Below are 16,412 nucleotides of genomic sequence, written 5' to 3'. Positions count from 1 at the left end.
GCCGGCCCGCTACCGTCGACGGATGGGCTACCGGATTCTGATCGCCGCGGCCGTGGGCGCGCACTTCGCGTTCCTGGCCTTCGGCATCTTCGGCGGCTTCCTCGCCTGGCGGTGGCGGTGGCGGTGGCTGATCTGGCTGCACGTCATCAGCGCCGGCTGGCTGCTGGTGATCGTGGCGGCGGGGCTGTCCTGCCCGCTGACCTGGCTGGAGGATCGGGGCCGGGTCGGTGTCGGGCTGGCCCCGCTGAACGGGGGCTTCCTGGACAACCACGTCGCGGGCGTCTTCTACCCGCACGGCTACGAGTGGGCGGCCCAGATCGTGGTCGCCGTCATCGTCGGAGTCTCGTGGATCGGTTTCGCGGTGCGCTCAAAGCTCCGCGACCGCGTCGGCTAGCTCGCAGCCCGTCGCGATTCCGCAGATCATCACCTGGTCGAGCTGCTCCGGCGTGACGCCCTGCTCCCAGTCGCCGACGACCTCGCCGACCACCCGCACCACGCCGTCGTCGGCCGTGTGCACATACGCCTTCGGCCAGAGCCGGTCGTGGTTCCAGGCGTTGCAGAAGGCGTACAGCCGGGGGACGTCGTCGGTGCTGAAGTCCGTCCGGGTGAGCGTGCGGACCTGCAGCACCTCCTCTTCCTTGCCGAGCCGGAAGAAGTAGATGAGGCAGCCCTGCCAGTTGCCGCCGATGTCACCGTCGTCGTCGACGAAGTGGGCGAACTCCCGGGCGTTCAGCGCGGCGATGATCATGTCGTGGCTGAGCGGTTGCGGCGAATCGGACATGCTCTTGATCCTAAACGGCGGAAAAAGCGAAACCTGGTCACGGTGCGGCGCGCGGACTCGCGAGAGTGACCCCGTTACGGTAGTGCTCATGGCGGGCCGCACTCCTCCGGCGAGCCGGGGCCGCGCCGCGTCCACCACGCGCGGTGCCGCGTCGGCGCGCGCCCGGCAACCGGCGGCGCGTCAGCCCGCCCGCAAGACGGCGGCGAAGAAGGCCGCCGCCCGCCCGGCTGCCCGTACCCGGGCGAAGAGCGCCACCCGCGCCCGGCCCGGGGTCGGCTCGGTCCTCGCGACCGGCATCACCCGCGGCGTCGGCGCCCTCTGGATGGGCCTCGCGCACAGCGTCGGCTGGGCCGCCCGCGGGGTCGGCCGGCAGGCCGCGACCGCCAAGGAGATCGATCCGGAGCACCGCCGCGACGGCGCCGGGCTGCTCATGCTGGGCCTGGCCATCCTCGTCGGGGTCGCGGTCTGGGCCGGCTCGGCCGGTCCGGTGGGCGCCCGGCTGGCCGACGCCATGCGGCTCTTCTTCGGGGGCCTGGCGCTGCTCCTGCCGCTGCTGTTGCTCTATGGCGCGATCCGTTTCATGCGCAAGCCCGCCGACCCGGAGCACCGTGGCCGGTCGGTGGTCGGCTGGAGCGCCCTGGTCGTCTCCACGGCCAGCCTGCTGCACGTGTCCCAGCGTCCCGTCGACGACATCGAGATGAACAGCTCCGGCGGGCTCATCGGCTACGGCGTCGGCTCCCTGCTGGAGAACGCCGTCACGGCCTGGGTGGCCGTACCCCTCTTGGTGTTGTTGTTGATCTTCGGTTTGCTGGTCATCACCGCGACGCCGATCAACAAGATCCCCGAGCGGCTGATGCTGCTCGCCGACGTGCTGCTCGGCCGCTCGTCGGCCCGGGCGCCGCTGCCCGACCCCGACCTGCCCGACCTCGACGAGCCCGGAGACGCCGAGCCCAAGCGGCGGTCGCCGGCCCGCCGCCGGCAGGGCTCGCTGGCCGACATCGGGCTGGGCCCGGAGGCCGAGGAGGCGGTCGACCTCACCGACGACGACCCGATCGTGCACGACACCGTGCTGGTGCCGCGCGGCAAGAAGGTGCCGGCCAGCCGCAAGGCGACCGAGCCGCCGGAGCACTCGCCGCTGCCCACCCGGGCCGAGCAACTCGACATCTCCGCGGTCGAGGGCGACTACCGGCTGCCGCCGCCGAATCTGCTCGGCAAGGGCTCGGCGCCGAAGTCCCGCAGCAAGGCCAACGACGAGATCATGGCGGCGCTGACCGGCGTGTTCGAGCAGTTCAACCTCGACGTGGCCGTCACCGGCTTCACCCGCGGCCCGACGGTCACCCGCTACGAGGTCGAGGTCGGCCACGGCGTCAAGGTCGAGCGGATCACCCAGCTCTCGCGCAACATCGCGTACGCGGTGAAGTCGCCCGACGTGCGCATCCTCAGCCCGATCCCGGGCAAGAGCGCGGTCGGCGTGGAGATCCCCAACACCGATCCCGAGAACGTGTCGCTGGGCGACGTGCTGCGCTCGCACGCGGCCACGGCCGACCACCACCCGATGCTGGTGGCGCTCGGCAAGGACATCGAGGGCCGCTTCGTGGTGGCCAACCTGGCGAAGATGCCGCACATCCTGATCGCGGGCGCGACCGGCGCGGGCAAGAGCTCCTGCCTGAACTCGCTGCTCGTGTCGATCCTCACCCGGGCCACCCCGGACGAGGTGCGGCTGCTGCTGATCGACCCGAAGCGGGTCGAGATGACCGGGTACGAGGGCATCCCGCACCTGGTCACGCCGATCGTCACCAACGCCAAGAAGGCCGCGGACGCGCTGGAGTGGGTCGTCCGCGAGATGGACATGCGGTACGACGACCTCGCCGCCAACGGGGTACGCCACGTCGACGACTTCAACCGCAAGGTGCGCAGCGGCGAGATCGTCGCACCGCCCGGCGTCGACCGGGTGATGAAGCCGTACCCGTACCTGCTGGTGATCGTCGACGAACTGGCAGACCTGATGATGGTCGCCCCGCGCGACGTCGAGGACTCGGTCGTGCGGATCACCCAGCTCGCCCGCGCCGCCGGCATCCACCTGGTGCTGGCCACCCAGCGCCCGTCGGTCGACGTGGTCACCGGCCTGATCAAGGCCAACGTCCCGTCCCGGCTGGCGTTCGCCACCAGCTCGCTGGCCGACTCGCGGGTCATCCTCGACCAGCCCGGCGCGGAAAAGCTGCTCGGCCGCGGTGACGGCCTGTTCCTGCCGATGGGCGCCTCCAAGCCGGCCCGCTTCCAGGGCGCCTGGGTGGACGAGTCGGAGATCGCCGACGTCGTCAAGTTCTGCAAGGACCAGCGCGAGCCGGAGTTCCGGCCGGACGTGACGGCGCCGCCGGAGAACAAGAAGAAGCAGATCGACGAGGAGGTCGGCGACGACCTGGAGGTGCTGATCCAGGCGATCGAGCTCGTGGTCACCTCGCAGTTCGGCTCGACCTCGATGCTGCAGCGCAAGCTGCGGGTCGGCTTCGCCAAGGCCGGCCGGCTGATGGACCTGATGGAGACCCGCGGCATCGTGGGCCCGTCCGAGGGTTCCAAGGCCCGGGATGTGCTGATCAAGCCCGACGAGCTGGAAGAGACCCTGGCGACCCTGCGGGTCGACTAGACACCCCTGGACGGCCGAAGGCAGGACTACCGGCGCCCGGTAGCCTTGTCGGAGTGTCAGTAACCCCTGCCCCCCGCCGTGTCGCCCTGCTCACCCTGGGCTGCGCCCGTAACGAGGTCGACTCCGAGGAGCTGGCCGCCCGTCTCGACGCCGGCGGCTGGCAGGTCAGCACGGACGCCGACGGCGCCGACGTGGTCCTCGTCAACACCTGCGGCTTCGTCGAGAAGGCCAAGCAGGACTCCATCGAGACGCTGCTGGCCGCCGCGGAGACCGGCGCGAAGGTGGTCGCCGCCGGCTGCATGGCCGAGCGGTACGGCAAGGAGCTCGCCGAGAGCCTGCCCGAGGCGCAGGCCGTGCTCGGCTTCGACGACTACACCGACATCTCCGCCCGCCTCGACGGCGTGCTGGCCGGGGAGCGGTTCGACGCGCACACCCCGCGCGACCGCCGCGAGCTGCTGCCGCTGACCCCGGTCGCCCGGCAGGCCGCCAAGGTGGTCGTTCCCGGGCACGCCACGGTCGACGAGCACACCCCGGCGCACCTGCGGCAGGTGCTGCGCCGCCGGCTCGACAGCGGCCCGGTCGCCAGCCTCAAACTGGCCAGCGGCTGCGACCGGCGATGCTCGTTCTGCGCGATCCCCGCCTTCCGTGGCGCCTTCGTCTCCCGGGAGCCGCAGGAGCTGCTGGCCGAGGCCGAGTGGCTGGCCGCCACGGGCGTCCGGGAGCTGGTGCTGGTCAGCGAGAACAGCACCTCCTACGGCAAGGACCTCGGCGACCCGCGCGCGCTGGAGAAGCTGCTGCCGCAGCTCGCCGCCGTGCCCGGCATCGTCCGGGTCCGGGCCAGCTACCTGCAGCCCGCCGAGACCCGCCCCGGCCTGGTCGAGGCCATCGCCACCACCCCGGGCGTCGCGGCCTACTACGACCTGTCCTTCCAGCACTCCAGCGAGCCGGTGCTGCGCCGGATGCGCCGTTTCGGCTCCACCGACCGGTTCCTGGAGCTGCTCGCCTCGGCCCGCGCGCTGGCTCCCGAGGCGGGCGCGCGCAGCAACTTCATCGTCGGCTTCCCCGGCGAGACCCGGCAGGACGTGGACGAGCTGGTCCGGTTCCTGACCGAGGCCCGGCTCGACGCCATCGGCGTCTTCGACTACAGCGACGAGGACGGCACCGAGGCCGCCGGACTGCCCGGCAAGGTCCGCGAGGACACGATCAAGCGCCGGTACGGCCGGATCAGCGACCTTGCCGACGAGCTGTGCGCCCAGCGTGCCGAGGACCGGCTCGACTCCGTCGTCGAGGTGCTGGTCGACACCGTGGCCGACGGCGAGATCGAGGGCCGCGCCGCGCACCAGGCGCCCGAGGTCGACGGCTCCACCACGCTGGTCGCCGGCGCCGAGGGCGTCGACCTGGCGGCGCTGCGCCCCGGCGATTTCGTCCGCGCCCGGGTCACCGGCACCGAGGGTGTCGACCTGATCGCCGTACCCGTCGCCATGATCTCCGCGGCGCCGGCAGCGGCAGCGTCGTGACCGACGAGCCGGTGCCGGTGGCTGCCCCGCGGCCGGTCTCGCTCTACAACCCGGCCAACATGCTGACGGCCGCCCGCATCGTGCTCGTGCCCGTGTTCGTGGTCTTCGTGATCGCCTCCGAGATGGCCGAGTCCGGCTGGCGGATCCTGGCCTGCCTGACCTTCTGCGTGGCGTCGGCCACCGACTTCGCGGACGGCTGGATCGCCCGGCGCTTCGAGCTGGTGACCTCGTTCGGCAAGGTGGCGGACCCGATCGCGGACAAGGCGCTGACCGGCAGCGCGCTGGTGCTGCTGTCGGCCTACGACCGGTTGTCGTGGTGGGTGACCGGCCTGATCCTGCTCCGCGAGTGGGGCGTCACGGCGCTGCGCTTCTGGGTGATCCGGTACGGCGTCATCGCGGCCAGCCGCGGCGGCAAGCTCAAGACGGCCCTGCAGATCGCCGCGATCGCCTGGTTCCTGTGGCCGGTGCCGGAGCCGTTCGACCTGGTCGGCACGGGCCTGATGATCGCGGCGCTGATCGTGACCGTGGTGACGGGCGCGGACTACGTGCTGCAGGCCCTGCGCCTGCGCCGCCGGGCCGAGCGGGCCTGAGCGCCGTGGCTGCCGGGGGCGCCGCCGCCGAGGCGGTGCGAGCGCTGGTCGACCGGCGCCAGACCCTGTCGGTCGCGGAGTCGCTGACCGGAGGGCTGGTCGCCGCCACGATCGTGGAGATCGCCGGCGTCAGCGCGGTGTTCCGGGGTGGCCTGGTGGTCTATGCCACCGACCTCAAGCACAGCCTGGCCGGCGTGCCGCGGCAGCTGCTGGACGCACGCGGACCGGTCGATCCCGATGTCGCCCTGGCCCTGGCCGAGGGGGTGCGGGAGCGCTGCGGCTCCGACTGGGGGCTGGCCACCACCGGGGTCGCCGGGCCGGAACCGCAGGACGGCAAGCCGGTCGGGATGGTCTTCGTCGCGGTCGCCGGGCCGGCCGGGGCCGCCGTCCGGGAGCTGAGCCTGCCGGGTTCCCGGGCGGAGATCCGGACGGCCAGTGTGACCTGCGCCCTGTCGCTGCTCGTCGCCGAGCTGCGCGGCTCAACCCCGGGAATCACGGGCTGACCTGCCTTGTTGTCTCGTACGGGTGAGTGGGCCCAGCCTGCCCACCGCCCGTATCAGCAGCCCCGCGGGCAGCTAGGCCTTCCCGGCAGTCCCGGATTTCGGCGGGGCGGGATGTCGGTGTAGCCGGCAGCGGGTACGGTTGCGGGAAGCCTCCGGCGGTTGCCGGCGGCCCCGCCGCAGGAGGAGGTGCCATGGTCCTGCTACGCCGGGTTATCGGTGACGCACTTCGGGCGCGCAGGCAGGGTCAGCATCGCACGCTGCGTGAGGTGTCGACCGCCGCCAACGTCAGCCTGGGTTATCTCTCCGAGATCGAACGTGGCCAGAAGGAAGCGTCCAGCGAGCTGCTCTCCGCGATCTGCGAGGCTCTGGGTGCGCGCCTGTCCGAGGTCCTCGGTGAGGTGAGCGGCACGCTCGCGCTCGCCGAAGGCATGGACGGCATGCTCGTCCCGCTCGAGCCCAATCCGATCGAGACCGGTGGCACGGGCGTCAAGCCCGCCCCGATGAAGGCCGCTCCGGTCAAGACGGCCGGCCAGGTCAAGACCAACGAGGCCCCGGCCGTGCGCCAGGTCACCTCCGACGGGACGGTCTCCGTCTCCGTCCGCCAGGACTCGCCACTCAAGGCGACCCTGCACGCGACTCGCAAGCGCGACCGTGACGTCGTCTACGCCGCCTGAGTCCCCCCAGATCTCCACCACCGCTCACTCGCGTTCCGGCGTCGCCGGAACGCGTCTCGGCGCGTAGCCTCGTTCTCGGGGGAACCCTAGCTAGACCCTGAGATCCCCCCGAGGTCACGTGACGCCGGTGGCGTGGGGCTGACACGATGGACTCCGCGCCATCGTGAAGACCCCTCGGTCCCGCGTCGGTGGCGCGTCCGACTGAGCGACATTGAGGGGATACCGCGGATATGGCGAACCCGTTCGTCAAGGGCTGGCGTTACATGATGGCGCTCTTCGGTGCGAAGATCGACGAGTATGCCGACCCCAAGGTGCAGATCCAGCAGGCCATCGAGGATGCGCAGCGGCAACACCAGGCGCTCGTGCAGCAGGCCGCGGCCGTGATCGGCAACCAGCGGCAGCTCGAAATGAAGCTGTCCCGGCAGATGTCCGAGGTCGAGAAGCTGCAGGGCATGGCCCGCCAGGCCCTGGTGCTGGCCGACCGGGCCCGGTCCGGCGGCGACGAGGCCGAGGCGCAGAAATACGAGTCGACCGCGCAGACGCTCGCCACCCAGCTGGTTTCCGGCGAGCAGTCGATGGAAGACCTGAAGACGCTGCACGACCAGGCGCTGTCGGCGGCCGGCCAGGCCCGCAAGGCGGTGGAGAACAACGCGATGGTGCTGCAGCAGCGCATCGCCGAGCGCTCTCGCCTGCTGAGCCAGCTCGAGCAGGCCAAGATGCAGGAGACGGTCGCCAAGTCGCTGGAGTCGATGTCGTCGCTCTCCGCGCCCGGCAACACCCCGTCCCTGGACGAGGTCCGCGACAAGATCGAGCAGCGGTATGCCAACGCGATGGGCCGCGCCGAGCTGGCGTCGAATTCCGTCGAGGGCCGCATGCTCGAAGTGCAGAAGTCGAGCCTCGACCTGGCCGGCACGTCGCGGCTGGAGCAGATCCGGGCCAGCATGGCCGGCGAGCAGCTCGGCGGCACCGCTGCCAAGCCGGCGGTGGAGGCGGGCGGCGGCAACGCCACCCCCGCGGCCGACCCGGCCAGCGTGGCACGCCTCGACGAGATCAGGGCCAGCATGAACGCCAAGCGCGGGGACACCTCAGCCGCGGGCTGAGCACCGCGCCTCGGGGAGGAGTGAACGGTGGACGAGCGGAGCAGGTACTTCCGGCGGCTCAAGAGACTGCGCGGTTCGGCGCGGCGATGGAGCGTCGTCGGTGGTGGCCTGACCGCGGCCGCCGCCGTTCTCACCCCCTACGCGGGCATCGGGCTCGCCGACGCGGCCTGGGCGGCGTCGGCGGGCGCATCCGTGGCGCTGGCCTGGTGGCGCTGGAGCGACCACCGGGCGCTGGCCGCGCTCCCGGCCCCGCCCGCACCGCCGCCGGCCATCCCCGGCCAGAAGCTGGTCGCGGCCGTCGAGCGGTTCCCGGCGGGCCGGCAGGTCCTGCAGGAGGTGCGCCGGCACAAGGAGCGCTATGCCTTGCGCGGTTCCGCGGTCGCCCAGGCCTGGGACAGGCTGGACCGCGCCGCGATGACGCTCACCGGGCTGGCCGGCCGGCTGACCGGGCCCGGCGAGGCCGCCATGCTGGAGGCGGCGGTGGCCGAGCAGTGGCTGCGCGACCTCGGGCAGCGGGTGGCCAGCGTCGAGCGGGCGATCCCGCTCAGCCCGCCCGACCAGCGCGCCGGGATCGAGCAGGCGCACGAGAGCCTGGCCAAACAGTTCACCGAGGGCGTCACCGCCTACGAACGGCTGGTCGCGGCAGCGGCGAGCTACGTCGCCGAGGAAGGCCAGCCGGCCTCGGCGCAGCACCCGGCGCTGAGCGGCCTGGTCGAGGCGACCGACCGGCTGCGCGGCATCGCCGAGGGCCTGTCGGAGCTGCGCCGGCCCGCCACCCCGGCCGCCTAGCCCGCCGCTCGGCCTAGGGTCGCCTAGCCCGCCGCTCGGCTAGGGTCGCCTAGCCCGCCGCTCGGCTAGGGGCGCCTAGCCCGCCGCTCGGCTAGGGCCGCCTAGTCCGCCGCTCGGCCTAGGGGCGGCTAGCCCGCCGCTCGGGCTAGGGCGCCGGCGGGACCGGTTTCGGCTGGCAGCGCGGGCACCAGTAGGTGACCCGCTCCTCCTGATCCTCCTTCTGGATCGCCGAGCCGCAGCGCCGGCACGGCTGGGCCCGCCGCCCGTAGACATAGCTGGTCTGGCCTCGGCGCAGCGACCCGGTGGTGGTCTGCGTCCAACGCCCGCGGTTCGACGCCACCAGCTGTTGCGCCAGCCGCACCGTGCCGGCCAGGTCCGGCACGGCGGAGACCGGCGTCCACGGCCAGAGGCCGCGCAGAAACAGCGTCTCGGCCTTGTAGAGGTTGCCCACTCCGGCGAGGTTGCGCTGGTCCAGCAGCGCTTCTCCGATCGGGACGTCCGGCGCGGACGCGATCCGGCGAACCGCCTCGGCCGGATCCCAGTCGGCGCCCAGCAGGTCCGGGCCCAGGTGGTCCAGGAGCGTGCCCTCCTCGGCGGTGGGCAGCAGCGCCACCTCGTGCAGGTGGTAGCCGACCGCCACCGAGCGCGCGGTGCGCAGCACCACCCGGATCAGGTGCGCGGGCCGGCCGGTCCAGCGCTCACCCGGCGCGTACGCCCGCCAGGCGCCGTCCATCCGCAGATGTGAGTGCAGGGTCATGGCCCGGTCGCCGTTCCGCAGCCGCAGCAGCAGATGCTTGCCCCGGCTCGCCGACTCGGCCACCGTCCAGCCGGTCAGGTTCGACGTCGCGAGCCGCGGCACCCGGAAGTCCGAGCCGGTGAGCACGTCGCCCCGCAGCGCGCGTTCCAGGACGCGCGCGGTGTTCCACACGGTGTCACCCTCGGGCATGGTTCTGATCCTGCCCGGAGGGCAGCAGGGCAATCATCGCGGCCTCGTCGAGATCGGCACCCTTTGCCTCGGCGGCGGCCCTGGCCACCGGATCGAGTGCCTCGTCGAGGGCGGCGCCCAGGGCAGCGGTGGTGGCCGGGTCGGTGGCGTCGGGCCGCAGCCCGCGCCGGGCACCGTGACGGCGTACGGCGGCCAGCAACGCCGCACCCAGCGCCGGCCGGCCGCTCAGCGTGACGGCGTACGCGCCGGTGTGCAGGCAGGACAGCACGTTGCTGACGTCGTCCTCCTCGCGGAAGCGGGCCAGCGCGGCACCGAGCACGCCCAGCGCCGCCGCCGGATCGGGGTCGGCCGGGACCAGCCAGGCCCGGGCGAGCAGCAGTTCACTCATCGCGGCGATCCAGTTCTGCCGCAGCGCGCCGGCGTGCGCGGCCGCCGCCCGGAGCACGCGGCGGCCCTCGGCCAGGTCGCCGAGCCCGGTCAGCGCCCCGCCCAGCGCCATCTCGCCGGCGGCGGTGGCCCACTTCTCGCCGGCCCGCACGCTCACCGCGATGGACTCCCGGGCCCGGCCGGCGGCGGTGCCGAAGTCGCCGTACACGGTCCACATCAGGGCCTCGTAGTACAGGATCTGGCTGAACAACCGCCGACCGTCCGGGCTGTCCGGCTCGGCGAGCAGGTCCTTCGCCTGCCGCAGGAAGCCGGCGGCGCCGTCCAGGTCGCCGCCGATGAACCGCAGGGTTCCGCAGGCGGCCAGCGCGAGCGCCCGGTCGACGGCGGGCGCGTCCGGGGCCCCGGCCAGGGCAGTGGTCAGCAGCCGCAGCCCTTCGGACACGTGCCCGCCGCGGTACCAGAACCATTCCAGCAGGCCCGCGGTCCGCAGCGCCGCCGCCGGGTCGGCGGTCAGGTCGTGGGCGAGGGCGGCGTGCAGGTTGGGCACCTCCCGGTTGAGCACCCGGATGGCGTGCGCGGACCGTTCCCCGCGCAGCTCGGGCGCGGCCCGCGCGACCAGCGCGCGGACCCAGGCGGCGTGCGCGGCCCGGCTGGCGCCCGGATCGGGGTCGTGTTCCCGGCAGTACGCCCGGATGATCCCCAGCAGCCGGTAGCGGGTCGGCGCGACGGTCGTGTCCGCGGCCACCACCGACCGGGTGACCAGCGACGACAACGCTTCGAGGTCGGAGCCGACCGCCGCCGCGGCCGCCAGGGTGAACCCGCCCTCGAACGGCCACAGCCGCAGCAGCAGCGCCCGGTCGCGGGCCGGCAGCAGATCGACACTCCACGCCACCGCCGCCTCCAGCGTGGCGTGCGGGGCGAGCGCCCCGCGCGGCACCCGGCCCAACGCCGGAAACCGCTCACCGAGCAGCGCGACCAGCTCGCCGAGCCCGAGCACCCGGGCCCGCGCGGCGGCCAGCTCCAACGCCAGCGGTATCCCGTCCAGTGTCTCCGCCAGCCGGCCCAGGTGCACGTGCTCGCCGGGATCAGGTCGCCAGCCGGGCCGGACCGCGCCGATCCGGTCGACCAGCAGCGCCACGGCGTCGGCGGGCGGCAGCGGCGCCACCGGCAGCAGCCGCTCGCCGTCGACCCCGAGCGGTTCGCGGCTGGTCGCCAGGACGCGCAGCCGGGGGCAGCGGGCCAGCAGCACCACCACGAGGTCGGCGACAGCCGCGACGAGGTGCTCGCAGTTGTCGAGGATCAGCAGGGCTTCCCGCTCCGCCAGGGCCGCCACCAGACCGTCCCGGCCGGTTACGGCCGGCTGGTGCACGCCGCCCGCCGCCGGGCCGTCCGGGCCGGCTGCGGCGGGTTGGTGCACGCCGCCCGCCGCCGGGCCGTCCGGGCCGGCTGCGGCGGGTTGGTGCACGCCGCCCGCCGCCGGGCCGTCCGGGCTGGTTACGGCCGGTTGGTGCACGTCGGCCGCCGCCGGGCCGGTTACAGCCGGTTGGTGCACGCCAGCAGCCGCTGCGACGGTCGGGATCAGCAGGTCCGGGCCGGTCACGTCGGCCAACCGGGCCAGCCACGGGCCGTCGCCGTCCATCCGCGCGGCGGCGTACTCGACCGCCAGCCGGGTCTTGCCCGCGCCACCCGGCCCGACCAGGGTGAGCAGTCGCACCGCCGGCAGGCTGCCGGTGAGCGTGGCCAGTTCCGCTTCGCGGCCGACGAAAGTGGACAGTGGCCGCGGCACCGCCGGCGCCCAGCCGCCGGACCGTGGTGCCGCTGCGGGGCCGGCGGGCAGGAGCAACCCCGGATCCTGGGCCAGCAGGCGGCGCTCCAGGGACTGCAGGGCAGGCCCGGGATCCACCCCGAGATCATCGGCGAGCAACGCCCGGACCCGGCGCAGCGCGGACAGCGCCTCGGCCTGGCGGGCACTGCGGTAGAGACCGAGGATGAGCAGCTCCCACCGCCGCTCCCGGTACGGCTCGGCGCGTACCGCCGGGGTCAGCTCGGCCACCGCCCCGGGTGCGTCGCCCACGGCCAGGCGTGCCGCCAGCCGCTCCTCGACCGCGACCAGGCGCAGCTCCTCCAGCCGCGCCCGGGCCGCCTCGGCCGCGCCGCCCAGGTCCGCGTACGCCTCGCCGCGCCACAGCCGCAACGCGGCGTCGAAGGCCCGGACGGCCTCGGCCGGCCGCTGCTCGCCCAGCAGCCCCCGCCCCCGGGCGGCCTCCGCCTCGAACGCCGCCACATCCGTCGCCGCCCCGACCAGCCGGTAGCCGTCGCCGATCCGCTGCAACGCGTCCCGGTGTGCCGGCCCGAACGCGCGCCGCAACCGTGACACGTACGCCTGCAGCGACACCTCCGGGCTGGCCGGCGGTTCGTCGCCCCACACCGCCAGGGCGAGCGCGTCGCCGCCGACCGGCCGGCCGGCGGCCGCGATCAGCGCGGTGAGCAGCCGGCGCGGCAGCGGACCGCCCAGGTCGAGAAGTTCGCGGCCCGCGCCCACCTCGGTCGGTCCGAGAACGCGGCAGCTCAGCACGGGGGAGCATAAGGCGCAGGCCGGTTGCAGGCAGTCTGCAAGCCGACCCCGGCACCCTCGGGGAATGACGACCACGACCGCACGCGTCGACACCTGGGAGATGGTGCTCGTGCACCGGGTGTTCCGGCGCGAGTTCCGCATCCTGCCCGCCCTGATCCGGGCGGTGCCGCCCGGCGACACCGCCCGCGCCGAGACCGTCGGCTCCCATCTGGCCAATGTGGCGGGAGCGCTGCATCATCACCACGAGGCCGAGGACGAGCTGCTCTGGCCGGTCATGCTCGACCGCGTCGGGCTGCGCGCCGGCCTGGTGCACCGGATGGAGGCCCAGCACGAGCGCCTGGCCGGCCTGCTGAGCCGCATCGACGATCTGACCGCCCGGTGGCGGGCGCACGCCGCCGCCGCGACTCGCGACGAGCTCGCCGACGTGCTGGCCCAGGCCTCCGGCGCGCTCGACGAGCACCTCGCCGACGAGGAACGTGAGCTGCTCCCGCTGGTCTCGGAACACGTGACCCCGGCCGAGTGGAACGCGCTCAACGAGCGGGCCCGGGAAGCGATCCCGAAGAACAAGCTGGCGCTGGTCTTCGTCGGCGCGATCCTGGAGGAGGCGAGCCCGCACGAGACGAAGATGTTCCTGGCTCAGCTGCCCGCGCCGGCCCGGCTGCTGTGGCGCGTGCTCGGGCCGCGAACCTACGCAAAATCGCGGGACAGCATCCGCCGCGGGTGACATCGTCGGCGGATGCACCTCGACATCGCCACCGCGGCGGAGCGCCCGGACCGGCGCCCGCTCTGGTCCGGCCTCGCCGGGCTGTGGCCGCCGTTCATGACCCAGGACGAGACCGGCGACTTCTTCTACGGTTACGAATTCGACAGCTACCCTGAGTTCCAGCTGCTCGCCGTCGACACCGACACGGGTGAGGCGGTGGCCAAGGCGTGCTCGGTGCCGCTGAGCTTCACCGGCACGATCGCCGACGGGCTGCCGGAGGACGGCTGGGACTGGGCCGTCCGGCAGTCCACCCACGACCGGCTGCGCGGCACCGCGCCGACGATCGTCTCCGCCCTGGAGATCATGGTGCGGCCCGACCTGCGCGGGCGGGGCCTGTCGGCCCGGATGCTGGCGGCCCTGCGGGCCAACACGGCGGCGCGGGGCTTCGCGGACCTGATCGCGCCGGTCCGGCCGACCGGCGCCCAATTCAAGACCATTGACACGTACGCGTACGAGCGGCGCCTGGACGGCCTCCCCGTGGACCCGTGGCTGCGCGTGCACGTCCGGGCCGGCGGGCAGATCGTGAACGTGGCGCACGCCAGCATGGTGATGGTGGGCACCCTGACGGACTGGCGCCGCTGGACAGACCTGCCGTTCGACACCTCGGGACCGGTCACCGTCCCCCATGCGCTGGGGCCGGTGCACTGCGACGTGGCCGGCGACCGGGCCGTCTACGTGGAACCCAACGTCTGGGTCCACCACCGACTCTGAGCCGCCAGGGACGCTGCGGGGCGTTCGCCTCTTGGGCGGGCCGGCTCAGCGTTCGGTGACCCGGACCATGTCGCCGGGGCGGACCGACAGCAGGACGACGGCGCGGCCGCCGTTCACCGCGATCGCCACCCGGCCGGCCGAGTCCTCGTACACGATCATCTCGCCCTGCTGGGCCTCGGCGAAGGTCTGGGCCCGCCGGGCCTTGATCCCGCCGATCACCAGCTCCGGGCTCAGCCCGGAGAGCATGCCGCCGCCGGCGGCGAGCTGCACGTTGCCGAACCTGTCCACCGTGATGACCTCGGATTCGAGCCAGCCGTCGCCGACCGAGACGACCGGATCGGGCAGCCGCACCAGGGTGTCCGGGGCGATGGCCGGCCCGGCGTCACTCAGCGGCGCGCCCAGCGCGAGGCGGGCCGCGGCGGGCGAGAACACGTCCCGGCCGTGGAACGTCCGCGAGACGTCGCCGAGCAGCCAGTCCTTGTTGGTCAGCTCGACCACCGTGTCGATGCCGCCCAGCGCTTCGGCCGCCCAGATCAGCAGGCCGTTGTCCGGGCCGACCAGGATGCCCTCCGGGGTGCCGATCGCGATGCCGCGGCGGTCCGAGCCCACGCCGGGATCCACCACCGCGACGTGCACCGACGGCGGCAGGTGCGGCGCGGTCTGCGCCAGCACCGCGGCGCCCCGAGACACATCCGCGGGCGGTACGTGGTGAGTGATGTCGTTGATGCGCACGTCGGGAGCGATGCGCGCGATCACCCCGCGGCACGCGGCGGCGAAACCGTCGAACGTGCCGTAATCGGTCGTGAGGCTGATCCATCCATAGCCGCCCATGGTGGTAGACGTTACTGCCCCGGCACGCTCTGTGTCCGGCAGGTCGGCGGGCGCGTCGCGAGACGTCTGGCACTGTTGATCTATGCGTCTTGTCATCTTCACCGAACCCCAGCAGGGTGCCTCCCACGACGACCTGCGGCGCGTGGCCCAGCTCGCGGAGCAGACCGGGTACGACGGCTTCTTCCGCTCCGACCACTATGTCGCGATGGGCGGAGACGGGCTGCCCGGCCCGACCGACGCCTGGCTGTCCCTGGCCGCGCTGGCCGTGCAGACCTCCCGGATCCGGCTCGGCACCCTGGTCACCTCGGCGACCTTCCGGCTGCCGGGCCCGCTGGCGATCGGCGTGGCCCAGGTCGACGCGATGAGCGGCGGCCGGGTGGAGCTGGGCCTGGGCGGCGGCTGGTTCGAGCGGGAACACACCGCGTACGGCATCCCGTTCCCGCCGCTGGGCGAGCGCTTCGACCGGCTGACCGAGCAGCTGGAGATCATCGATGGCCTGTGGACCACGCCGGCGGGGGAGCAATACACCTTCGAGGGCAAGCACTACCAGGTCGTGGACTCCCCGGCCCTGCCGAAGCCGGTCCAGTCACCACGCCCGCCGATCATCGTGGGCGGCGGCGGCAAGAAGCGCACCCCGGCGCTGGCCGCCCGGTACGCCGACGAGTTCAACGCCCCGTTCGCACAGGTGGCGGACCTGCCGGCGATGTTCGACCGGGTCCGCGCCGCGAGCGAGCAGATCGGCCGGGCGCGGCCACCGGCAATGTCGGCCGTGGCGGTGCTCTGCGTGGGCCGCGACGACGTCGAGGTGAAGCGCCGGGCGGCGGCGATCGGCCGGGACGTGGCGGAGATGCGCGACAACGGCGGCGTGGTCGGAACGCCGGACCAGGCGGTGGAGATCATCGGACGGTACGCGGAGACGGGCGTGTCCCGGCTGTACCTGCAGACGCTGGACTTGAGTGATCTGCACCACGTGGAACTGGTCGCGACGGCGGTGGCGCCGCAGCTGACCTGACCGTCAACTGTGGCATCGCGGGCGATTTCCCCCTGGTAGGGCCGTCTTGATGGTGCCGGGCCCGAGGTGTCCGGGCTCTGCGCCTAAAGTCTGTTGCGTGGAGATTGTCACCGCGCGACTGGCTTTGCGGCGCCCAGGGCCCGCCGACCTCGAAACCATCCTCGCGATCCACCGCGACCCCGAGGCCTGCCGGCACAACCCCTCGGACATGCTCACCACCGTCGCGGACGGAGAGCATCTCTACGCCCGCTGGGACGACCACTGGCGCCGGCACGGCTTCGGCTACTGGGTCGTCGAGCAACGCGAATCCCGGAAGATCCTCGGCTTCGCGGGGGTGAAGGTGATCCGCTTCCACGAGCGCGAGATGCTGAACCTCTTCTACCGCCTCGACCCGGCGGCCTGGGGCGATGGAGTGGCCACGGAAGCGGCCACGGCCGTGGTGTCCTGGGCCGGCTGCCACCTGCCGGAATGGCCGATCATCGCGCGGGTCCGCCCGGACAACGTCGCCTCCCAGAAGGTGGCGCTCCGGGCGGGCCTCACCCGCGCCGAGCACCTGGACGACCAGGGCGAGGACGGCCTCGACTGGCTC

The 16,412-nt window shown here is 73.4% G+C and carries 16 protein-coding genes; 12 read left to right on the top strand and 4 right to left on the bottom strand.

Annotation, left to right across the window (positions count from 1 at the left end; genetic code table 11):
* The first annotated feature begins 22 nt into the window (after positions 1–22).
* On the top strand, positions 23–394 hold the full coding sequence (locus DMB66_RS27885; RefSeq protein ID WP_125807085.1) for a DUF2784 domain-containing protein: 372 nt from the start codon (positions 23–25) through the stop codon (positions 392–394).
* Here DMB66_RS27885 and DMB66_RS27880 read toward each other — a convergent pair.
* Positions 368–781 (bottom strand): YbjN domain-containing protein, encoded by a 414-nt coding sequence (locus DMB66_RS27880; RefSeq protein WP_125807084.1) that lies wholly within the window; start codon positions 779–781, stop codon positions 368–370. The two genes, DMB66_RS27885 and DMB66_RS27880, sit on opposite strands and share 27 nt — an antisense overlap.
* A gap of 88 nt (positions 782–869) precedes the next feature.
* Here DMB66_RS27880 and DMB66_RS27875 point away from each other — a divergent pair, with 88 nt between their 5' ends.
* The 7 genes from DMB66_RS27875 to DMB66_RS27845 all read left to right on the top strand — a co-directional run bounded on the left by DMB66_RS27875 (position 870) and on the right by DMB66_RS27845 (position 8,598).
* The gene (locus DMB66_RS27875; protein WP_125807083.1) at positions 870–3,425 is read left to right on the top strand and encodes a DNA translocase FtsK; all 2,556 of its coding nucleotides are present in this window, start codon (positions 870–872) and stop codon (positions 3,423–3,425) included.
* A gap of 53 nt (positions 3,426–3,478) precedes the next feature.
* The gene (rimO, locus tag DMB66_RS27870; protein WP_125807082.1) at positions 3,479–4,942 is read left to right on the top strand and encodes a 30S ribosomal protein S12 methylthiotransferase RimO; all 1,464 of its coding nucleotides are present in this window, start codon (positions 3,479–3,481) and stop codon (positions 4,940–4,942) included.
* Positions 4,939–5,532 (top strand): CDP-diacylglycerol--glycerol-3-phosphate 3-phosphatidyltransferase, encoded by a 594-nt coding sequence (pgsA, locus tag DMB66_RS27865; RefSeq protein ID WP_233624878.1) that lies wholly within the window; start codon positions 4,939–4,941, stop codon positions 5,530–5,532. Before rimO ends, pgsA begins: the two co-directional genes overlap by 4 nt.
* Before the next feature lie 5 nt (positions 5,533–5,537).
* Complete coding sequence (locus DMB66_RS27860) at positions 5,538–6,035, top strand: CinA family protein (RefSeq protein ID WP_233624877.1); 498 nt, start codon at positions 5,538–5,540, stop codon at positions 6,033–6,035.
* A gap of 191 nt (positions 6,036–6,226) precedes the next feature.
* Entirely contained in the window at positions 6,227–6,709 is a 483-nt protein-coding gene (locus DMB66_RS27855) for a helix-turn-helix domain-containing protein (RefSeq protein ID WP_125807081.1), read from the top strand.
* 230 nt (positions 6,710–6,939) lie between these two features.
* The gene (locus DMB66_RS27850) at positions 6,940–7,809 is read left to right on the top strand and encodes a PspA/IM30 family protein (protein WP_125807080.1); all 870 of its coding nucleotides are present in this window, start codon (positions 6,940–6,942) and stop codon (positions 7,807–7,809) included.
* Positions 7,810–7,836: 27 nt separating this feature from the next.
* Positions 7,837–8,598, top strand: a complete 762-nt coding sequence (locus DMB66_RS27845; protein WP_125807079.1) for a hypothetical protein — start codon at positions 7,837–7,839, stop codon at positions 8,596–8,598.
* 145 nt (positions 8,599–8,743) lie between these two features.
* Here the strand turns inward: DMB66_RS27845 and DMB66_RS27840 are convergent, their stop codons facing one another.
* Both DMB66_RS27840 and DMB66_RS27835 read right to left on the bottom strand, forming a co-directional pair.
* Positions 8,744–9,544, bottom strand: a complete 801-nt coding sequence (locus DMB66_RS27840) for a DNA-formamidopyrimidine glycosylase family protein (RefSeq protein ID WP_125807078.1) — start codon at positions 9,542–9,544, stop codon at positions 8,744–8,746.
* On the bottom strand, positions 9,531–12,506 hold the full coding sequence (locus DMB66_RS27835; RefSeq protein ID WP_158647386.1) for a BTAD domain-containing putative transcriptional regulator: 2,976 nt from the start codon (positions 12,504–12,506) through the stop codon (positions 9,531–9,533). Before DMB66_RS27835 ends, DMB66_RS27840 begins: the two co-directional genes overlap by 14 nt.
* A gap of 64 nt (positions 12,507–12,570) precedes the next feature.
* Here DMB66_RS27835 and DMB66_RS27830 point away from each other — a divergent pair, with 64 nt between their 5' ends.
* Positions 12,571–13,230: a hemerythrin domain-containing protein gene (locus tag DMB66_RS27830; protein WP_125807076.1), complete on the top strand. Its 660-nt coding sequence runs from the start codon at positions 12,571–12,573 to the stop codon at positions 13,228–13,230.
* 12 nt (positions 13,231–13,242) lie between these two features.
* On the top strand, positions 13,243–13,980 hold the full coding sequence (locus DMB66_RS27825) for an N-acetyltransferase (protein ID WP_125807075.1): 738 nt from the start codon (positions 13,243–13,245) through the stop codon (positions 13,978–13,980).
* Positions 13,981–14,025: 45 nt separating this feature from the next.
* On the opposite strand, the gene DMB66_RS27820 is transcribed toward DMB66_RS27825, so the two are convergent.
* Positions 14,026–14,811 (bottom strand): S-adenosyl-l-methionine hydroxide adenosyltransferase family protein, encoded by a 786-nt coding sequence (locus DMB66_RS27820; RefSeq protein WP_125807074.1) that lies wholly within the window; start codon positions 14,809–14,811, stop codon positions 14,026–14,028.
* Between the two features lie 82 nt (positions 14,812–14,893).
* Between DMB66_RS27820 and DMB66_RS27815 the strand changes: the two genes are divergently transcribed.
* Together DMB66_RS27815 and DMB66_RS27810 are read left to right on the top strand one after the other, a co-directional pair.
* Positions 14,894–15,823: an LLM class F420-dependent oxidoreductase gene (locus DMB66_RS27815; RefSeq protein ID WP_125807073.1), complete on the top strand. Its 930-nt coding sequence runs from the start codon at positions 14,894–14,896 to the stop codon at positions 15,821–15,823.
* A 97-nt stretch (positions 15,824–15,920) separates the two neighbouring features.
* The coding region (locus DMB66_RS27810; RefSeq protein ID WP_233624876.1) for a GNAT family N-acetyltransferase at positions 15,921–16,412 on the top strand (492 nt) is incomplete at its 3' end.

It is taken from the genome of Actinoplanes sp. ATCC 53533 (assembly GCF_003947245.1).
This window is presented reverse-complemented; position numbering and strand designations above follow the sequence as displayed.

Bases quoted from the DNA above. Each gene is read 5' to 3' on its own strand.
- DMB66_RS27840 (WP_125807078.1), bottom strand. From the start codon at position 9,544: ATGCCCGAGGGTGACACCGTGTGGAACACCGCGCGCGTCCTGGAACGC.
- DMB66_RS27850 (WP_125807080.1), top strand. From the start codon at position 6,940: ATGGCGAACCCGTTCGTCAAGGGCTGGCGTTACATGATGGCGCTCTTC.
- DMB66_RS27830 (WP_125807076.1), top strand. From the start codon at position 12,571: ATGACGACCACGACCGCACGCGTCGACACCTGGGAGATGGTGCTCGTG.
- DMB66_RS27825 (WP_125807075.1), top strand. From the start codon at position 13,243: ATGCACCTCGACATCGCCACCGCGGCGGAGCGCCCGGACCGGCGCCCG.
- DMB66_RS27820 (WP_125807074.1), bottom strand. From the start codon at position 14,811: ATGGGCGGCTATGGATGGATCAGCCTCACGACCGATTACGGCACGTTC.
- DMB66_RS27875 (WP_125807083.1), top strand. From the start codon at position 870: ATGGCGGGCCGCACTCCTCCGGCGAGCCGGGGCCGCGCCGCGTCCACC.
- DMB66_RS27855 (WP_125807081.1), top strand. From the start codon at position 6,227: ATGGTCCTGCTACGCCGGGTTATCGGTGACGCACTTCGGGCGCGCAGG.
- DMB66_RS27880 (WP_125807084.1), bottom strand. From the start codon at position 781: ATGTCCGATTCGCCGCAACCGCTCAGCCACGACATGATCATCGCCGCG.
- DMB66_RS27815 (WP_125807073.1), top strand. From the start codon at position 14,894: ATGCGTCTTGTCATCTTCACCGAACCCCAGCAGGGTGCCTCCCACGAC.
- DMB66_RS27885 (WP_125807085.1), top strand. From the start codon at position 23: ATGGGCTACCGGATTCTGATCGCCGCGGCCGTGGGCGCGCACTTCGCG.